A 14730-nucleotide genomic window follows, 5' to 3' on the forward strand; every position below is an offset into this window, starting at 1 on the left:
CATAAAAGCCCTCTACGGTGGAAGGGCGATTTCAAATGTGCGCATTAAAGCCCTCTATGGTGGAAGGAGATTTCGTAGGGGGCGCATTTATGCGCCCCTGGAAACTGAACACTCCTTGCTTTCATTATGCAAGTCACTTGCAAAATGAAAGTCACTCTGCAACAGTATCCCGCATTAAGCTTTCGCGGAATATCCCTCATGAAAAACGAACCGCTTTACCACATGCCTTGTCCTATCGCCCGCAGCCTTGGCCGCGTTGGAGATGGCTGGAGCATGCTGATCATGCGTGATGCGCTGGCTGGCTTTACCCGCTTTGATGAGTTCCAAAAAAGCAGCGGCGTTGCGCCGAACATCCTGTCGCGTCGCCTGAAAGAGCTGGTGGAAGATGGCTTACTGGAGAAGGTGTGCTACAGCACCACGCCCGCTCGCTACGAATACCATCTCACCCCGGCCGGGCGTGATTTTCGCGGTGTGATTCTAGCGCTGGCCGAGTGGGGCAGCAGCCACTTCTCGCCGGAAGGACGTCAGATGCAGTTGGTGGAAACCTCCACGCAACGCCCGGTGAAACTGCAACTGGTCGATAGCGAAAATGGTCAGCCGCTGACGCTCGATAAATACCAAATGGTGCCGAGTCCTGCGGCAGTGCCGATGATGCACTATCGCCATGATTACCTGCAGAAAAAACGTGCTGGCGACACCAAACAGAAATTCGCGCCGCCCGCGCTGTCAGAGAAGCAATCATGACCCTCACCCGCAAAAAGTCGGCGCTGTTACTGGCGCTGACACTCGGCGGTGTGGCACTGGCGGGTTATGGCTACTATTGGTGGCACACGGCGCGCTTTATGCCCTCGACCGACGATGCTTATGTCGGTGCGGATATCAGCGCCATCTCCGCGAAGGTTTCCGGCTATATCTACACGTTGGCAGTGCAGGACAACACGTCGGTGAAAAAGGGCGATTTGCTGGTGCAGCTGGATAACCGGGATTATCTGGCCGCGCGGGATCAGGCGGCGGGTGAAGTGGCCGCACAGCAGGCAGCCTTGAGTGATATTGCAGCCACACGCCAGTTGCAGCTGGCTACCATCGCCGGTATGCACGCCTCTGTGTTGGCAGCACAGGCGGTCACGCAGAAAACCACCTCGGATCAACGCCGTTACACTGCCTTAGCGAGTAGCGCAGCAGTCTCGCAGCAGATTCGCGATCATGCACAAGCGGATTACCATCAGGCGATAGCCGAAGAGGGCAAAAGCCGCGCCGATAAAACCGTCGCCGAGCGCCAGTTGCAGGTGCTGGATGCGCGTGAGCAGCAGGCCAAAGCGGCGTTAGCGCAGGCGCAAGCAGGCTTGGCAATGGCGAAGCTTAACCTCGAATACACTGAAATCCGCGCTCCTTTTGATGGTGTCGTCGGCAATCGTCGTGCGTGGTCAGGCTCGTTTGTCAGCAGCGGCACACAACTGCTGTCGCTGGTGCCGGCGCAGGGGCTATGGATCGATGCCAACTTCAAAGAGAGCCAACTGGCCAATATGCGACCCGGACAAACGGCGCATATCGTGGCGGACGTGTTACCCGGCCGCACCTTCGACGGCCATGTTGGCAGCTTGTCACCGGCCACCGGGTCGCGTTTTAGCATTCTCCCGGCAGAGAATGCCACCGGCAACTTCACCAAGATCGTCCAACGTGTGCCGGTACGCATTGTGTTGGACGGGGATGCGGCGGTGCTTGGGCTGTTACGTCCGGGCCTCTCTGTGACGGTCACGGTCGATGAGAGAAGCGTGCGATGAGCAGCGTCGCCGCGCCGCTGCTGGCACCGGCTGAGATGCCGGTCAGCAAAAAGGTCTTTGCCTTCGCCACGATGTGCATTGGCATGTTTATCGCCTTGCTGGATATCCAGATCGTCTCGGCTTCGCTGCGGGATATTGGCGGAGGGTTATCAGCGGGTGATGACGAAACCGTATGGGTACAAACCAGCTATCTGATCGCGGAAATCATCATTATTCCGCTTTCCGGCTGGCTGGCGAGCGTGATGTCTACGCGCTGGCTGTTTGCCGCTTCAGCCTGTGGCTTCACGCTGATGAGTTTACTTTGTGCCTGGGCGTGGAACATCCAGAGCATGATCGCTTTCCGCGCCTTACAGGGGTTGGCGGGCGGCTCGATGATCCCGCTAGTGTTCACCACCGCCTTTGCTTTCTTTCAGGGCAAGCAGCGGGTGATTGCGGCCGCCACTGTGGGCGCGTTGGCCTCGTTAGCGCCAACGCTGGGGCCGACGGTCGGCGGCTGGATCACCGATAATTCCAGCTGGCACTGGCTGTTTTACATCAACATCATTCCCGGCATTTATATTGCCATTGCGGTGCCGATGTTGGTGAAGATCGACAGCCCCAACCGTGAACTGCTACGTGGAGCGGATTACTTCAGCATTCTGTTGCTGGCACTGTCGCTGGGCTGTCTGGAATACACGCTGGAAGAGGGACCGCGTTGGGGTTGGTTTGACGATAGCACCATCACGACCACGGGCTGGATCGCTTTGGTGTGTGGCGTCCTGTTCGTGATCCGCACCTTGAATCATGCGAAACCGATTATGGATCTCCGCGCCCTGAAAGATCCGGGCTTTACCCTCGGCTGTTATTTCTCGTTTATGGCTGGAGTGGGGATCTTCGCCACCATCTATCTCACGCCGCTGTTTCTCAGCCAGGTGCGCGGCTTTAGCGCGCTGGAGATCGGGCTGGCGATCTTCTCTACCGGCATTTTCCAGATCCTGTCGATCCCGTTTTATGCGTGGCTGGCAAATCGCGTCGATCTGCGCATTTTGCTGGCGTTTGGGCTGATGAGTTTTGGTGTCTCAATGTTTTTTTTCGTGCCCATCACCCACGACTGGGGTGCCAAGGAGCTGCTGTTTCCACAGGCTTTTCGCGGTATGGCACAGCAGTTTGCCGTGGCGCCTACCGTCACGCTAACTCTCGGCAGCTTGCCGCCTGCACGACTAAAATTAGCCTCAGGGCTATTTAATCTGATGCGCAATCTTGGCGGAGCCATCGGCATCGCGCTGTGCGGCACCGTGCTCAACGACCGCACGAACCTGCACTTCAGTCGCCTGGCTGACCATCTCAACACTGCCAGCCTGTCGCTCGGTGACTATCTACAATCGCGCACCGCAGCCTTGGTACTCAACGGATTAAGCCCGGATGCCGCGCACACTGCAGCGCTGCAATCTCTGGCTTCACTCACCCTGCGCGAGGCGCGGACGCAGGCTTTTTCGGACGCATTCTGGCTGATTATGGTCGGATTTTGTATCGCCGCGCTGCTGGTTCCCTTAATGAAAAAGCCCGCGGCTTAAGGAGTTATCAATGAAACGTATTGTGATTACAGGCATGGGATTGGTTTCGCCGCTTGGCTGCGGCACGGAAGCGGTATGGCAGTCACTCTTGGCGGGCAAATCCGGCATCAGTGCCTTGCCGGAAGAGATGGTGCAGGACATTAGCTGCAAAGTCGCAGGGCAGGTGCCGACGTTGGAGCAAGATCCTCAGCATGGCTTCGATCCCGAACGCGTGATCGCGCCGAAAGATCGCAAGAAAATGGATCGCTTTATTGAGTTCGCGCTGGTGGCGGCGCATGAGGCGCTGACGCAAGCCAACTGGTTCCCGCAGGATGAGGCGCTGCGCCAGCGTACCGCCACGGTGATAGCGACCGGAATCGGCGGCTTCAATGAAATCGCCAATGCGGTGGAAACCACCGCCAATCGCGGTCCACGCCGACTGTCGCCTTTCACCATTCCTTCATTCCTCGCCAATCTGGCGGCGGGACATGTGTCGATTGCCCACGGCTTTCGTGGTCCTATTGGTGCACCGGTGACCGCCTGTGCAGCGGGCGCGCAGGCAATTGGCGATGCGGCACGCCTGATCCGCAGCGGCGAGGCGGATATTGCGCTGTGCGGCGGCACTGAAGCGGCGATCCATCGCGTGAGCCTGGCGGGATTTGCCGCCGCGAAAGCGATGTCAGGGGGTTTTAACGATCACCCTGAGCAGGCATCACGCCCGTTTGATCGCGATCGCGATGGCTTCGTGATGGGGGAAGGCGCAGGCTTGCTGGTGATTGAATCACTGGAGCATGCGCAGGCTCGCGGTGCGACACCGCTGGCAGAGCTTGTCGGTTACGGCACCAGCGCTGATGCATACCATCTCACTGCTGGACCGGAAAGCGGTGAAGGCGCGAGCCGTGCGATGGAGACTGCGCTGGCGCAGGCGGGCATTACTCCTGCCGACGTGCAGCACATTAATGCGCATGCCACCTCGACGCCTGTGGGGGATAAGGGTGAACTGGCGGCGATCCGCACGCTGTTTGCGGGCAGCGAGGTGGCCATCACCTCGACCAAATCAGCCACCGGGCATCTGCTCGGCGCTGCGGGCGGAGTAGAAGCGATCTTCTCGATCCTGGCGCTACGGGATCAAATCGCACCACCGACGCTTAATCTGCTGCACCCTGACGAAGCCGCAGCCGGGCTGAATTTGGTGGCGTTAAAACCGCAACCGCTGGCGATGCAGTATGTGTTGTCGAACGGTTTTGGCTTTGGCGGCGTGAATGCCAGCCTGTTGTTTAAGGGCTGGGTGTAACAAGCAGGTCGCCACTATTGGCGACCCTGCTCAGAGCTATCCGCGATATTCAATGATCGACAATCCGCCGTTGTAATCGGTGCTGTAGATAATGCCTTCAGCATCCACAAACACGTCGCAGCTTTGAATCACCTGTGGACGATCCGGGCGTGTATCCATCATGCGCGCGGGTGCTGCGGGCACTAAGGCTCCGGCCTCTTTTGGCTGATAGGGATTCGATATGTCATAGGCTCGCACCCCGGCGTTCTGATAGGTAGCAAAAATCAACGTATCACTGACGAAGCTGCCGGGGCGATTCTCATGCAGATTGTGAGGACCGAAGTGTGCCCCTTTGGCGACATAATCACGCTCATCCGGCTGTGGGAAAGTGGCCAGGCTAATCGGATTGGCGGGTTCACGGATATCAAACAGCCATATTAATTTCTCGCCATCCTGCTGCTCATCCAGCACCGCTTCATCTAACACCACCAGTAAATTGCGATCGGGTAAGGGCAATGCGGTGTGGGTGCCCCCACCAAACGGCGGGCTCCAGTTACGATGGCTGATTAACTGTGGTGCAGCGCGATCGCTGACATCCAGCAGCGTTAAGCCGCCGTCGCGCCAGCAGCCATAAGCGGTATCACCACTGATGATGGCATGGTGCAGCGCATAACGTTTGCCTTGCTCCCAGTCGGGTGTTTCACCACCCGCCGTGTGCATACCCGGTAGCCACCAGCGACCTACAACCTGTGGCTGACGTGGATCGGCAAGATCAATAGTCAGAAGAATGTAATCACTGAAGCCATCGATCAGAGCGGAGACATAAGCCCAACGCCCGCCGACATACCAGATACGGTGAATACCAATCCCGTCGAGATGTAGGAAAGCGATCTCACGCGGCTGGGTTGGCGAGGATATATCAAAAATCCGCAGGCCGGATTGCCAGCTCTTTTCCTGAATATCGGCGGTGGTGTGGCCGACCGAGCGGGTGTAATAGACCTTCTCATCAGCGAAACGCACATCAGCAAACAGGTCGCGTGCGTTAATCACCAACAACAAGTCGTCATGGGCCTGCAAGTGGACATTCCACGTGCCGGGTGGGGCGGCAACATAATTCACCGTTTTTGGCTGACGCGGATCGCGCACGTCAATCACGCTAAATCCCTGCGACACCATATGCCCAACGTAGGCAAAACCGCGATGCACCATCACCTGCACGCCGTCAGGGCGGCCACCCTGATCGCTATGACCTATCAGCCGCATATTGCGGCTGTATTCGGGAGTAGGAAGCTGCGTCATCAGAGCCTCACTTGGCTTTCTCGGCAAGCGTAGCAAACCATGGCGCAACGAAATCGCTGCTCTGGCCCCAGCCTGGAATGACTTTCTGCAATCCTGCCACGTTAGCTGCGCCAGGTTGACCATTAACCAGATCTTGGGTGATCACGGCGCCTTTAAATTCATAGTGGGCTGGGGTTGGTTCGCCGGCAATTTTATAAGCCAGCAAACGCACGTTAACTGCGCCAATCAGCTTGGGATCGACCGCCACGCTGACTTTCCAGGGGCTATTCTTTTCACGCATCAACTGCAAGTCTTGGTTTGAGATATCAATGCTGTAGAGTTTGATCTCGGTACGCCCATTTTCCTGCAGCGCTTTATAGGCACCCTGACTGAATGCATCCCAGGTTCCCCAGATAGCGTCGATTTTTCCTTTCGGATACTTAGCCAGAATCGCACCGATTTTATTGGCGGTATCGCCCTGAACGTCTGCTGACACTGCACCAATTGATTCCAGCTCATGAATACCCGGATTGGCTTTCGAAATTTGCTGCCATGCAGTCTGGCGGCGTTCCATCGGCGGGAAGCCTGCCACCCACAGTTTGACGATATTCGCCTTGCCGTTGAAATCTTTGATCAGCGGTTTGAGCGATTCCTCTGCCAGTGAAGCATCATCCTGCTGGGTGACGGTTACGCCATCCGGCACCTGGTCGACGGCGGTATCAAATACTGAGACGGCAATACCGCTGTCGTGGATGCGTTTCACTAACGCTTCAGAGTAGGGCGCGCGGCCCTGCGACAGAATAATGCCATCGTATTTTTGGCTAATCGCCTGGTTTACGAAATCCTGAAAACGCGCATCATCCCCTTGGCTGAGGAAGGTGCTGACCTTAAAACCCAGTTGCTTGGCTTGCTGCACGGCACCGGCGACAAACTGGGTGGTGTTATCGTCAGAGCCCAAATTGCGGATCACCGCAATACGAATCGGCCCTTGATGGTTAGCCAACTTAGCAGGCAAGGGCGGCAGTGTATCCGCAGCGGTGACGGTGCTACTCAGTAGCGCCAGTGTAACCAGTGATAAAGCCCATTTTTTCATGATGTTCCCCGAAGAAGATGTATGAGTTGCAGTTCGCGCCCCGCTGGTTTGTGGTTGTAATGAGCGGGCGATCTGATCGGATTTTTCATCCTCTGATACGGCTTGGCAATCAAGGAAAATGCATAAGTTAAGTCAGATAAATCATTAGCTTTGGCAAAGCGGGCGGCAGACCATAGCGCATTATTTCAACGGGGAAATCTTATGAGCGAGCACCACATCCAGGTTGTACCAGGCCCGGCCAATTACTATTCACATCCTGGCGCGATAGCCCGTTTAGCGGATTACTACAGCGCAGAACAGTTAGGTAGGGCCTTTTGGGTCACAGGAGAGCGAGCGCTGGTCGCCGCGCAGCCGTGGCTGGAGCCTTGGCTCGATTTGCCAGGGGCAAAAATATCGGTGTTCGCTGGACATTGTAGTGGGCCAGCAGTGACGGCCTTAGCGCAGGAAGCGGGTGAGGATCGCCAGGTCGTCATAGGCGTTGGCGGTGGCACAGTACTCGATACGGCAAAAGCGCTGGCACATCGGTTGGGACTTCCGGTGGTCACCATTCCTACGATTGCGGCGACCTGTGCGGCTTGGACACCGTTGTCGGTCTGGTATAACGATGCGGGTGAAGCACTCCATTTTGAAGTCTTCCCGCAGGCTAATCACCTGTTGTTGCTAGAGCCACAAATCATTCTGCAAGCCCCCGCGCGTTATTTGCAGGCGGGTATCGGCGATACCTTGGCAAAATGGTACGAAGCGGTAGTGTTGGCGCCAAAGCCCGCAGAGCTGCCGCTTACGGTGCGTCTGGGACTGGACATCGCAGCAACGCTGCGTGATGTGCTGTTGGATAAAAGCGAAGCGGCTTTAGCCGATCAGCAGTTACAGCAGCTGACTCTGGCATTTCGTGATGTGGTGGATGCGATTGTGGCGGGTGGGGGCATGGTGGGCGGATTAGGTGAACGCTACACGCGTATCGCGGCGGCACATGCCGTGCATAACGGTTTAACTGTATTGCCACAAACCGCTAAGTTCCTGCACGGCACCAAAGTGGCCTATGGCATTTTGGTGCAGAGTGCACTGCTGGGGCAGGATGAGGTACTCGCGCAGTTGATTGCCGCCTATAAACGTTTCGATCTCCCGACGACGCTGGCACAGTTGGATGTGGATATTAGGCAACGTGATCAGGTCGAACGCGTTATACATCATACGTTGCGAGCCGGGGAGTCGATTTATTATTTGCCGATTTCACTGACGCCCGCCACGTTGTGGGCGGCGCTGGAGAAGGTGGAGGCGTTGGGGCAATAAGCGCGATAAATCGGTGAAATCAGTAACGGCGCTATGAATTGCACCTCTGTCAGCGACACTGCTGTTTCAGAAATACGCAATAAATTGCGCCGCTACAAGGTGGTTTGTTCGGTACGCATGAATGCGCACCCTACGAAAAACTGCACCGGACGAAAACCGCACCCTTCGAAAAATGCACCGGACGAAAACCGCACCCTTCGAAAACTGCACCGGACGAAAACTGCACCCTACGAAAACCGCACCGGACGAAAACTGCACCCTACAAAAACTGCACCCTACAAAAACTGCACCGAACAATGTAGGGTCGCCATTCATGGCGACCGAAAAAGCGCTGAACTGACAAGCATTGTTCTAACGCTTACTCAGTGCTTCCCACAGGCCCATCAGGTAAGTGGTGCCGAGTGCGCGGTCATACAAGCCATAGCCTGGGCGACCGGTTTCGCCCCAGATAAAGCGGCCGTGATCCGAACGGATGTAGCCATCGAAGCCGTTGTCATGCATCGACTGCAGCACTTTATACATATCCAGTGAACCGTATTCCGTCGGGTGCGCGCACTCGTAGAAATCTTTATCCTGAATAATCTTGATGTTACGCACGTGCGCAAACGGAATACGTTTGCGGCGAGAGAATTCCGCCAGAATGCCGTACACGTCGTTCTGCGGATCTTCCGCAATCGATCCGGTGCACAGCGTGATGCCGTTGGCCTCCGAATCCACCACATTACAGATCCAGTCGAGATCCTCGCGATTCTTCACAATGCGTGGCAGACCGAAGATCGAGTACGGTGGATCGTCAGGGTGGATCGCCATCTTCACGCCCACTTCTTCACATACCGGGATCACCGCTTTCAGGAAGTAAGCCAGGTTTTCACGCAATTTGGCATCATCGACATCTTTATATTGTGCGAACAGATCCTGCACTTTCGCCAGGCGCTCTGGTTCCCAGCCCGGCAGCGCGAAACCGTTCGAATTGCCGAGGACTTCCTGCACCACTTCGTCGAGGCTCTTATCGATGCCTTTCTTTTCGAACGCCATGGTGATTGAGCCGTCTGGCAGCACGTAGTTCATGTCGGTCTTCATCCAGTCAAACACCGGCATGAAGTTGTAGCAGATCACCTTCACGCCCACTTCGGCGAGGTTGCGGATGCTCTGCTTATAATTCTCGATATATTGATCGCGGCTCGGCAGGCCGATCTTGATGTCGTCGTGAATGTTCACGCTCTCGATCACTTCGACCGTCAGCCCGGCGGCATGCACCTGATCAACCAGTGCTTTAATCTTATCCTTGGGCCAGGTTTCCCCGACGGGCACATCGTACAGTGCGCCGACCACGCCGCGTACACCCGGCACCTGGCGAATATATTCCAGCGAAACTTTATCTTCTTTCGGACCAAACCAACGCATTGTCAGTTGCATAATCTCATCCACCGTCATCGTGTTGCTGCGATAACTGTTAAACTACCATTCTAGTAAACATGATGACAGCATCGCCCAGCGAATAACCCTTGATCCGCGTCACAGAACGTAATTCTTTCGGCTGGGGAGGTGTTTAGGGGTTCGGCGCGAAATTTGATGCAGATGCCGAGCGCATTGAGGAATGATTTGCTTCGTGAGTGGGCGCGTATTCCACTGCCTGCTTTCGCTAAAGAAAGTTTTGTTAACTGAATTTTCAGGATAATTTCGCCGTTCCGTCTGAGGTCCGCGCAATTTACCGCTGCTGATCGGCTTTTCATTTGTTTTATTTACAGAAACTTCCAGGCAGGCAAAATAGCTCTTATTTCCTCTCCGACCGTCATTATGTCCGAAGAAGCGCTACGTCAGCAGATTCAGAATCTGAAAAAGCATAATGCGCGCTTAAAGCGCATAGCGCATGACGCGCGTAACAAGCTGAGTGCGGCGCTGGATGGAACCGGTTTATGTCTGTGGCAGTTGGATATTCCTAGCGGCAAGCTGGTGATTTTCAATCGTCGCTGGGGCTCAATGCTGGGTTTTCAGCCGAAAGAGACCAAAGCGCAGTTTGACGTCTGGCGTGATCGCCTGCATCCCGACGATGCCGATGAGGTATTGAAAGCCTTTTACGATCATATAGAAGGGCGCGCGCCCTACTATGAAGCGCTGCACCGCATGCTGGGTAAGAATGACAAAATTACCTGGGTACTGGATCGCGGCCGTGTCACCGAGTGGGACGAAGAGGGCAATCCCCTCAAAGTCACCGGCACCCACATCGATATGACCAAAGAGAAGCAGTACGAAGCGCAGCTTTCCTCTCTGGCGCATCACGATCCGCTGACCGGCCTAACCAACCGCCACGCGCTGCAAACTCATTTCACCAAGATGAAAGCGCAGGGACCCTTGTGTATCGCCTTTATCGACCTCGATAACTTCAAGCATGTTAACGACACCCTCGGCCATCGCAGTGGTGATGAAGTATTGATTCAGCTCAGCCAACGCATCAGTGATTTGTTGCCACCGAATGTGGTTGTCGGACGCCTGGGCGGAGACGAATTCGTGTTGCTCATGCCGTTCCTGATCGATTTTCCTAAGGTGCGCATCATGATGAATGCGGTGTTGGATGCCGCACTCACGCCGTTTGATGTCGATAACGGCCATGCGCAGATCGGTGCCTCGATTGGCGTGGCACCGGTTCAGGAGCATCACACTTTTGATGAGGCGCTGACGCGCGCCGATGAAGCGATGTATTTGATTAAGAAGAACGGCAAGCAAGGCTTTGGTTTGGCGGGGTAAATTCACCGTAGTGACGCGATTTATTGCGCACCGCTCAGCGACAGCGCCGCTTCAGGCACGCGCGATAAATCGCGCAGCTACGAATGGTGCGGCGTTGGGCACCGCACCGAAATTAAAACGCAAAGCAAGAACAGCCGAGCGCACCCCAGAATGCATTGTTATCGGAAACCGGCACGGATGACTGACGTGCCACATCGTGCGAGTGGCTGTGTACACCACAAGGGCCGCTACACTGGTGCACTTTTGGCATCATCGCCGCACGACCACTGGCTTGCGGTGGTGCGCTGCGATAGTGGCCCGGTACGTTGACCACCGGTGACCACTCCGGCAGCACCGGCACCGGTGGTGGAGACAGCGGCGTGAACCCGCCAGCGGCATACACCACTTCACCATCGACCAGCGTCAACACGGATTCAATCCCTTTAATTTCCTCTTCTGGCACGCTGAAGAAATCTTTCGACAACAGCACCAGATCCGCCAGCTGACCAACTTTGATCTCACCTTTGGCATTTTGTTCGCTGGAGAACCACGCGCTGCCTTTGGTCCACAACATCAGTGCGGTTTCACGATCGATACGAGCATTATCATCGTACAACTGCAAGCCGCCCACGGTACGGCCTGAAACCAGCCAGTAGAGCGCAGTCCATGGGTTATAACTGGCCACGCGGGTGGCATCCGTCCCTAAACCTACCGGCACGCCCGCCTCCAACATCCGTGCAACCGGCGGGGTCTGTTTCGCCGCTTCTTTGCCGTAGCGGTCAACAAAGTATTCCCCCTGAAACGCCATACGATGCTGCACCGCCAGCCCACCGCCCAACGCTTTCACACGTTCAATGTTGGCCTCGGTAATGGTTTCTGCGTGGTCAAAGAACCAGTGCAAGCCGTTGAACGGAATGTCGCGGTTTACTTTTTCAAACACGTCCAGCATGCGGCTGATCGATTCGTTATAGGTGGCATGCAGGCGGAACGGCCAGCGATGCTCAACCAAGTGACGCACCACGCGCTCCAGTTCATCTTCCATGCCCGGTGCGAGATCGGGACGTGGCTCAAGGAAGTCTTCGAAATCGGCCGCGGAGAACACCAGCATCTCACCTGCACCATTGTGACGCAGGAAATCCGTGCCCTGGCCCGGCTTCAGCATATCGGTCCATTTCTCAAAATCTCCCAATTCGTTACCGGGATTTTGGGTGAACAGGTTATAGGCGATACGCACCGTCAGCTGCATTTTAGCGTGTAGCTCAGAAATCACATCGTAATCATCGGGATAGTTCTGGAAGCCGCCACCAGCATCAATGGCGCTGGTCAGGCCGAGGCGATTCAGTTCACGCATAAACTGACGGGTGGAGTTGACCTGTTGCTCCAGCGGCAGCTTGGGGCCTTTCGCCAGCGTGGCGTACAGCAGCATGGCGTTAGGGCGGGCAATCAGCATACCGGTTGGATTGCCATTGCTGTCGCGCTGGATCTCACCGCCCGGCGGGTTTGGCGTGTCTTTGGTATAACCCACCACGCGCAGTGCGGCGCGGTTGAGTAGGGCGCGATCGTACAGGTGCAGAATGAATACTGGCGTATCCGGCGCGGCAGCGTTGATCTCATCCAGTGTGGGCATACGACGTTCTGCAAACTGGAACTCACTCCAGCCGCCGACCACGCGTACCCACTGGGGTGATGGCGTACGCAGTGCCTGTTCGCGCAGCATGCGCAGCGCGTCGGCGAGAGAAGGAACACCTTCCCAGCGCAATTCCAGGTTGTAGTTGAGGCCGCCGCGAATCAGGTGTAGGTGTGAATCATTAAGACCGGGAATGCCGGTGTGGCCTTTCGCATCAATGATTTGAGTATCGTTGCCTGCAAATTGCATGACTTCCGCTTCGCTGCCGACGGCAAGAAATTTGCCATCTTTAATCGCGACTGCGGTGGCGAGAGGGTTGGCGCGATCCACGGTGTGGAATTTGCCGTTGGTAAAAATCAGTGAGGCCGTTGTCATCATCTCTTCTCCAGTTAGATTACGCGTTGCGGCCAATCAGCCACTGTTTCAACACACGAGTGACCATCGGCATCCACAGGAACACCACCAGTGCCACCACGCTGGCATCATTCAGCAAGTGGCCCCACAGCGTGCCGTGCGCGGCGGGCAATACCTGATTCCAGAACCACGGCACCAGGTTGGTTGAGGGGAAAATCACCCCCAGCGTCAGTAAGTATTGTTTCCATTTCGGCGGTTTGACCTGGCCTTTTTGTGTTGGGGTAAACCAGAAAGCGGCACCGGGGCGTACTTCAATATGCTCCGGCTGGGCCAGCATCGTTGGCAGGTCTTTGATCAACGCTTTGCGCTGATCGGATTTTAACCAGGCGTACAGCTCATCCAGTCCGGTAAAACGGATCAGCACGGTGTAGGCGCTATCGCCGTGGACCGGACGCAGCACGTTAACGCCAAGGTGGCCGGGAAAGCTGGCGGCTTGCGGCATGATGGTATCGAGCCATTGTTCATAGTCAGCCTGCTTTTCAGGCAGGATGCTGTGAGTAATCACCAGCGTCACATGGTTGGCCTGTTGTGAGTAATTCATGGTGTATTCCTTCATTTTCCGCTGGTGAAAGTGCTTGCTTCGTTGAGTAAAAAAATACGAAATGAGAGCGTTTATTGATAACGGATAGATTTTGGGTTGTTGTTCAACAATTTTTGGGGAGAGATGGGGAATGCGTTTAAACCTTGAAGCGCTGCTGATTTTGGATGCGCTGGATCGTCACGGCACCTTTGCGGCAGCGGCGGCGCGCTTGTTTAAAACCGCCTCGGCATTGAGCTACACCGTGCAAAAAATGGAGAGCGATCTAAAAATAACGCTGCTGGATCGCTCCGGCCATCGCGCGACGTTTACGCCAACGGGCCGTCTGATGCTGGATAAAGGCCGCACCCTGCTGCGTGCCGTGAATGAATTAGAACAACAGGCTCGCTATGTGGAGAGTGGCTGGGAGAGCCAGTTGGTGATCAGCGTGGATGCCTCATTACCTTTTCGTATTCTCACACCCTTGATCGATCAGTTTTATCAGGAACATCCCCACACTCAACTGCAGTTCCGCCAGGACGTACTTTCAGGCTGCTGGGAAGCGCTGAATTATGGCGAAGCGGACATTGTCTTTGGCGCGGTGCAAGAACCCGCCACGCGCAAAGAGATTGTCTGCCAGCCGCTGGGCTGGTTGGAGTATGTGTTTGCCGTTGCGCCAGATCATCCCCTCGCTTCAGCCCCTGAACCGCTGCTGCGCGAGCAGATCCGTCAGTATCGTGCGGTGACAGTGCATGACTCCTCACGGCATGGTGCAGGCATTGACCTACGTGTGCTGGATGAACAGAAAACGCTGAGCGTGCATGACTTCCCGGCAAAATTGCAGGCGCAGCTGGATGGTTTAGGCTGCGGTTATTTGCCGCTGTATCTGGCGAAACCTCATCTGGAGAGTGGGGCGCTGGTGGCGCGCCAGTTGGATAGCGAATGTCGTCGTGATATGGCGTATTTGGCATGGAATGAAACGGCCTGTGGCAATGCGGCAACATGGTGGCGCGAGCGCTTGCTCACGCTGCCAGGCTTGCAGGAGATTTATTCTCCTGCGTAATGCCTGATGCTTGTCCGTTAAGGGGCTCTTCAGGTGAGGCTGTCGTTTTCTTAGAGTAGCAGCCTTTTCAATTGCACGATTGAGCATGCTGGTGCGGGCCACAGCACCCTTTCCAACAGCGTAAACAGATGTTAGCAA

Annotated in this window: 12 protein-coding genes; 7 read left to right on the top strand and 5 right to left on the bottom strand. The window is 55.8% G+C overall.

Annotation, left to right across the window (positions count from 1 at the left end; translation table 11 throughout):
• Positions 1-198: 198 nt before the first annotated feature.
• From HA51_RS21055 to fabF, 4 genes are read left to right on the top strand one after another with little or no spacing between them, the layout of a single operon-like run.
• The gene (locus HA51_RS21055; RefSeq protein WP_084936516.1) at positions 199-744 is read left to right on the top strand and encodes a winged helix-turn-helix transcriptional regulator; all 546 of its coding nucleotides are present in this window, start codon (positions 199-201) and stop codon (positions 742-744) included.
• Positions 741-1781, top strand: a complete 1041-nt coding sequence (locus HA51_RS21060; RefSeq protein ID WP_084936517.1) for an HlyD family secretion protein — start codon at positions 741-743, stop codon at positions 1779-1781. The genes HA51_RS21055 and HA51_RS21060 overlap by 4 nt, the downstream gene beginning before the upstream one ends.
• Positions 1778-3334 (top strand): DHA2 family efflux MFS transporter permease subunit, encoded by a 1557-nt coding sequence (locus HA51_RS21065; protein WP_084936518.1) that lies wholly within the window; start codon positions 1778-1780, stop codon positions 3332-3334. Before HA51_RS21060 ends, HA51_RS21065 begins: the two co-directional genes overlap by 4 nt.
• Before the next feature lie 10 nt (positions 3335-3344).
• Positions 3345-4607, top strand: a complete 1263-nt coding sequence (fabF, locus tag HA51_RS21070; RefSeq protein WP_084936519.1) for a beta-ketoacyl-ACP synthase II — start codon at positions 3345-3347, stop codon at positions 4605-4607.
• Between the two features lie 36 nt (positions 4608-4643).
• On the opposite strand, the gene HA51_RS21075 is transcribed toward fabF, so the two are convergent.
• Both HA51_RS21075 and HA51_RS21080 read right to left on the bottom strand, forming a co-directional pair.
• Positions 4644-5885 carry an LVIVD repeat-containing protein gene (locus tag HA51_RS21075; protein WP_084936520.1) on the bottom strand — a complete coding sequence of 414 codons (1242 nt, stop codon included), beginning with the start codon at positions 5883-5885 and terminating at the stop codon, positions 4644-4646.
• Positions 5886-5892: 7 nt separating this feature from the next.
• Complete coding sequence (locus HA51_RS21080) at positions 5893-6957, bottom strand: sugar ABC transporter substrate-binding protein (protein ID WP_084936521.1); 1065 nt, start codon at positions 6955-6957, stop codon at positions 5893-5895.
• A 201-nt stretch (positions 6958-7158) separates the two neighbouring features.
• On the opposite strand from HA51_RS21080, the gene HA51_RS21085 reads away from it, so the two are divergent.
• Entirely contained in the window at positions 7159-8247 is a 1089-nt protein-coding gene (locus HA51_RS21085; protein ID WP_084936522.1) for an oxidoreductase, read from the top strand.
• 351 nt (positions 8248-8598) lie between these two features.
• On the opposite strand, the gene uxuA is transcribed toward HA51_RS21085, so the two are convergent.
• Positions 8599-9663: a mannonate dehydratase gene (uxuA, locus tag HA51_RS21090; RefSeq protein WP_084936579.1), complete on the bottom strand. Its 1065-nt coding sequence runs from the start codon at positions 9661-9663 to the stop codon at positions 8599-8601.
• A gap of 381 nt (positions 9664-10044) precedes the next feature.
• Between uxuA and HA51_RS21095 the strand changes: the two genes are divergently transcribed.
• Positions 10045-10992, top strand: a complete 948-nt coding sequence (locus tag HA51_RS21095; RefSeq protein ID WP_084936523.1) for a sensor domain-containing diguanylate cyclase — start codon at positions 10045-10047, stop codon at positions 10990-10992.
• 112 nt (positions 10993-11104) lie between these two features.
• Here the strand turns inward: HA51_RS21095 and HA51_RS21100 are convergent, their stop codons facing one another.
• Together HA51_RS21100 and HA51_RS21105 are read right to left on the bottom strand one after the other, a co-directional pair.
• A complete protein-coding gene (locus tag HA51_RS21100) occupies positions 11105-12973 on the bottom strand; it encodes an amidohydrolase (protein ID WP_425435777.1) in 1869 nt (622 codons plus the stop codon).
• 19 nt (positions 12974-12992) lie between these two features.
• Entirely contained in the window at positions 12993-13553 is a 561-nt protein-coding gene (locus HA51_RS21105) for an antibiotic biosynthesis monooxygenase (protein WP_084936525.1), read from the bottom strand.
• A 130-nt stretch (positions 13554-13683) separates the two neighbouring features.
• Here HA51_RS21105 and HA51_RS21110 point away from each other — a divergent pair, with 130 nt between their 5' ends.
• The gene (locus HA51_RS21110; RefSeq protein ID WP_084936526.1) at positions 13684-14592 is read left to right on the top strand and encodes a LysR family transcriptional regulator; all 909 of its coding nucleotides are present in this window, start codon (positions 13684-13686) and stop codon (positions 14590-14592) included.
• The last annotated feature ends 138 nt before the right edge of the window (positions 14593-14730 follow it).

It is taken from the genome of Pantoea rwandensis (assembly GCF_002095475.1).
Taxonomy (GTDB): Bacteria; Pseudomonadota; Gammaproteobacteria; order Enterobacterales; family Enterobacteriaceae; genus Pantoea; species Pantoea rwandensis.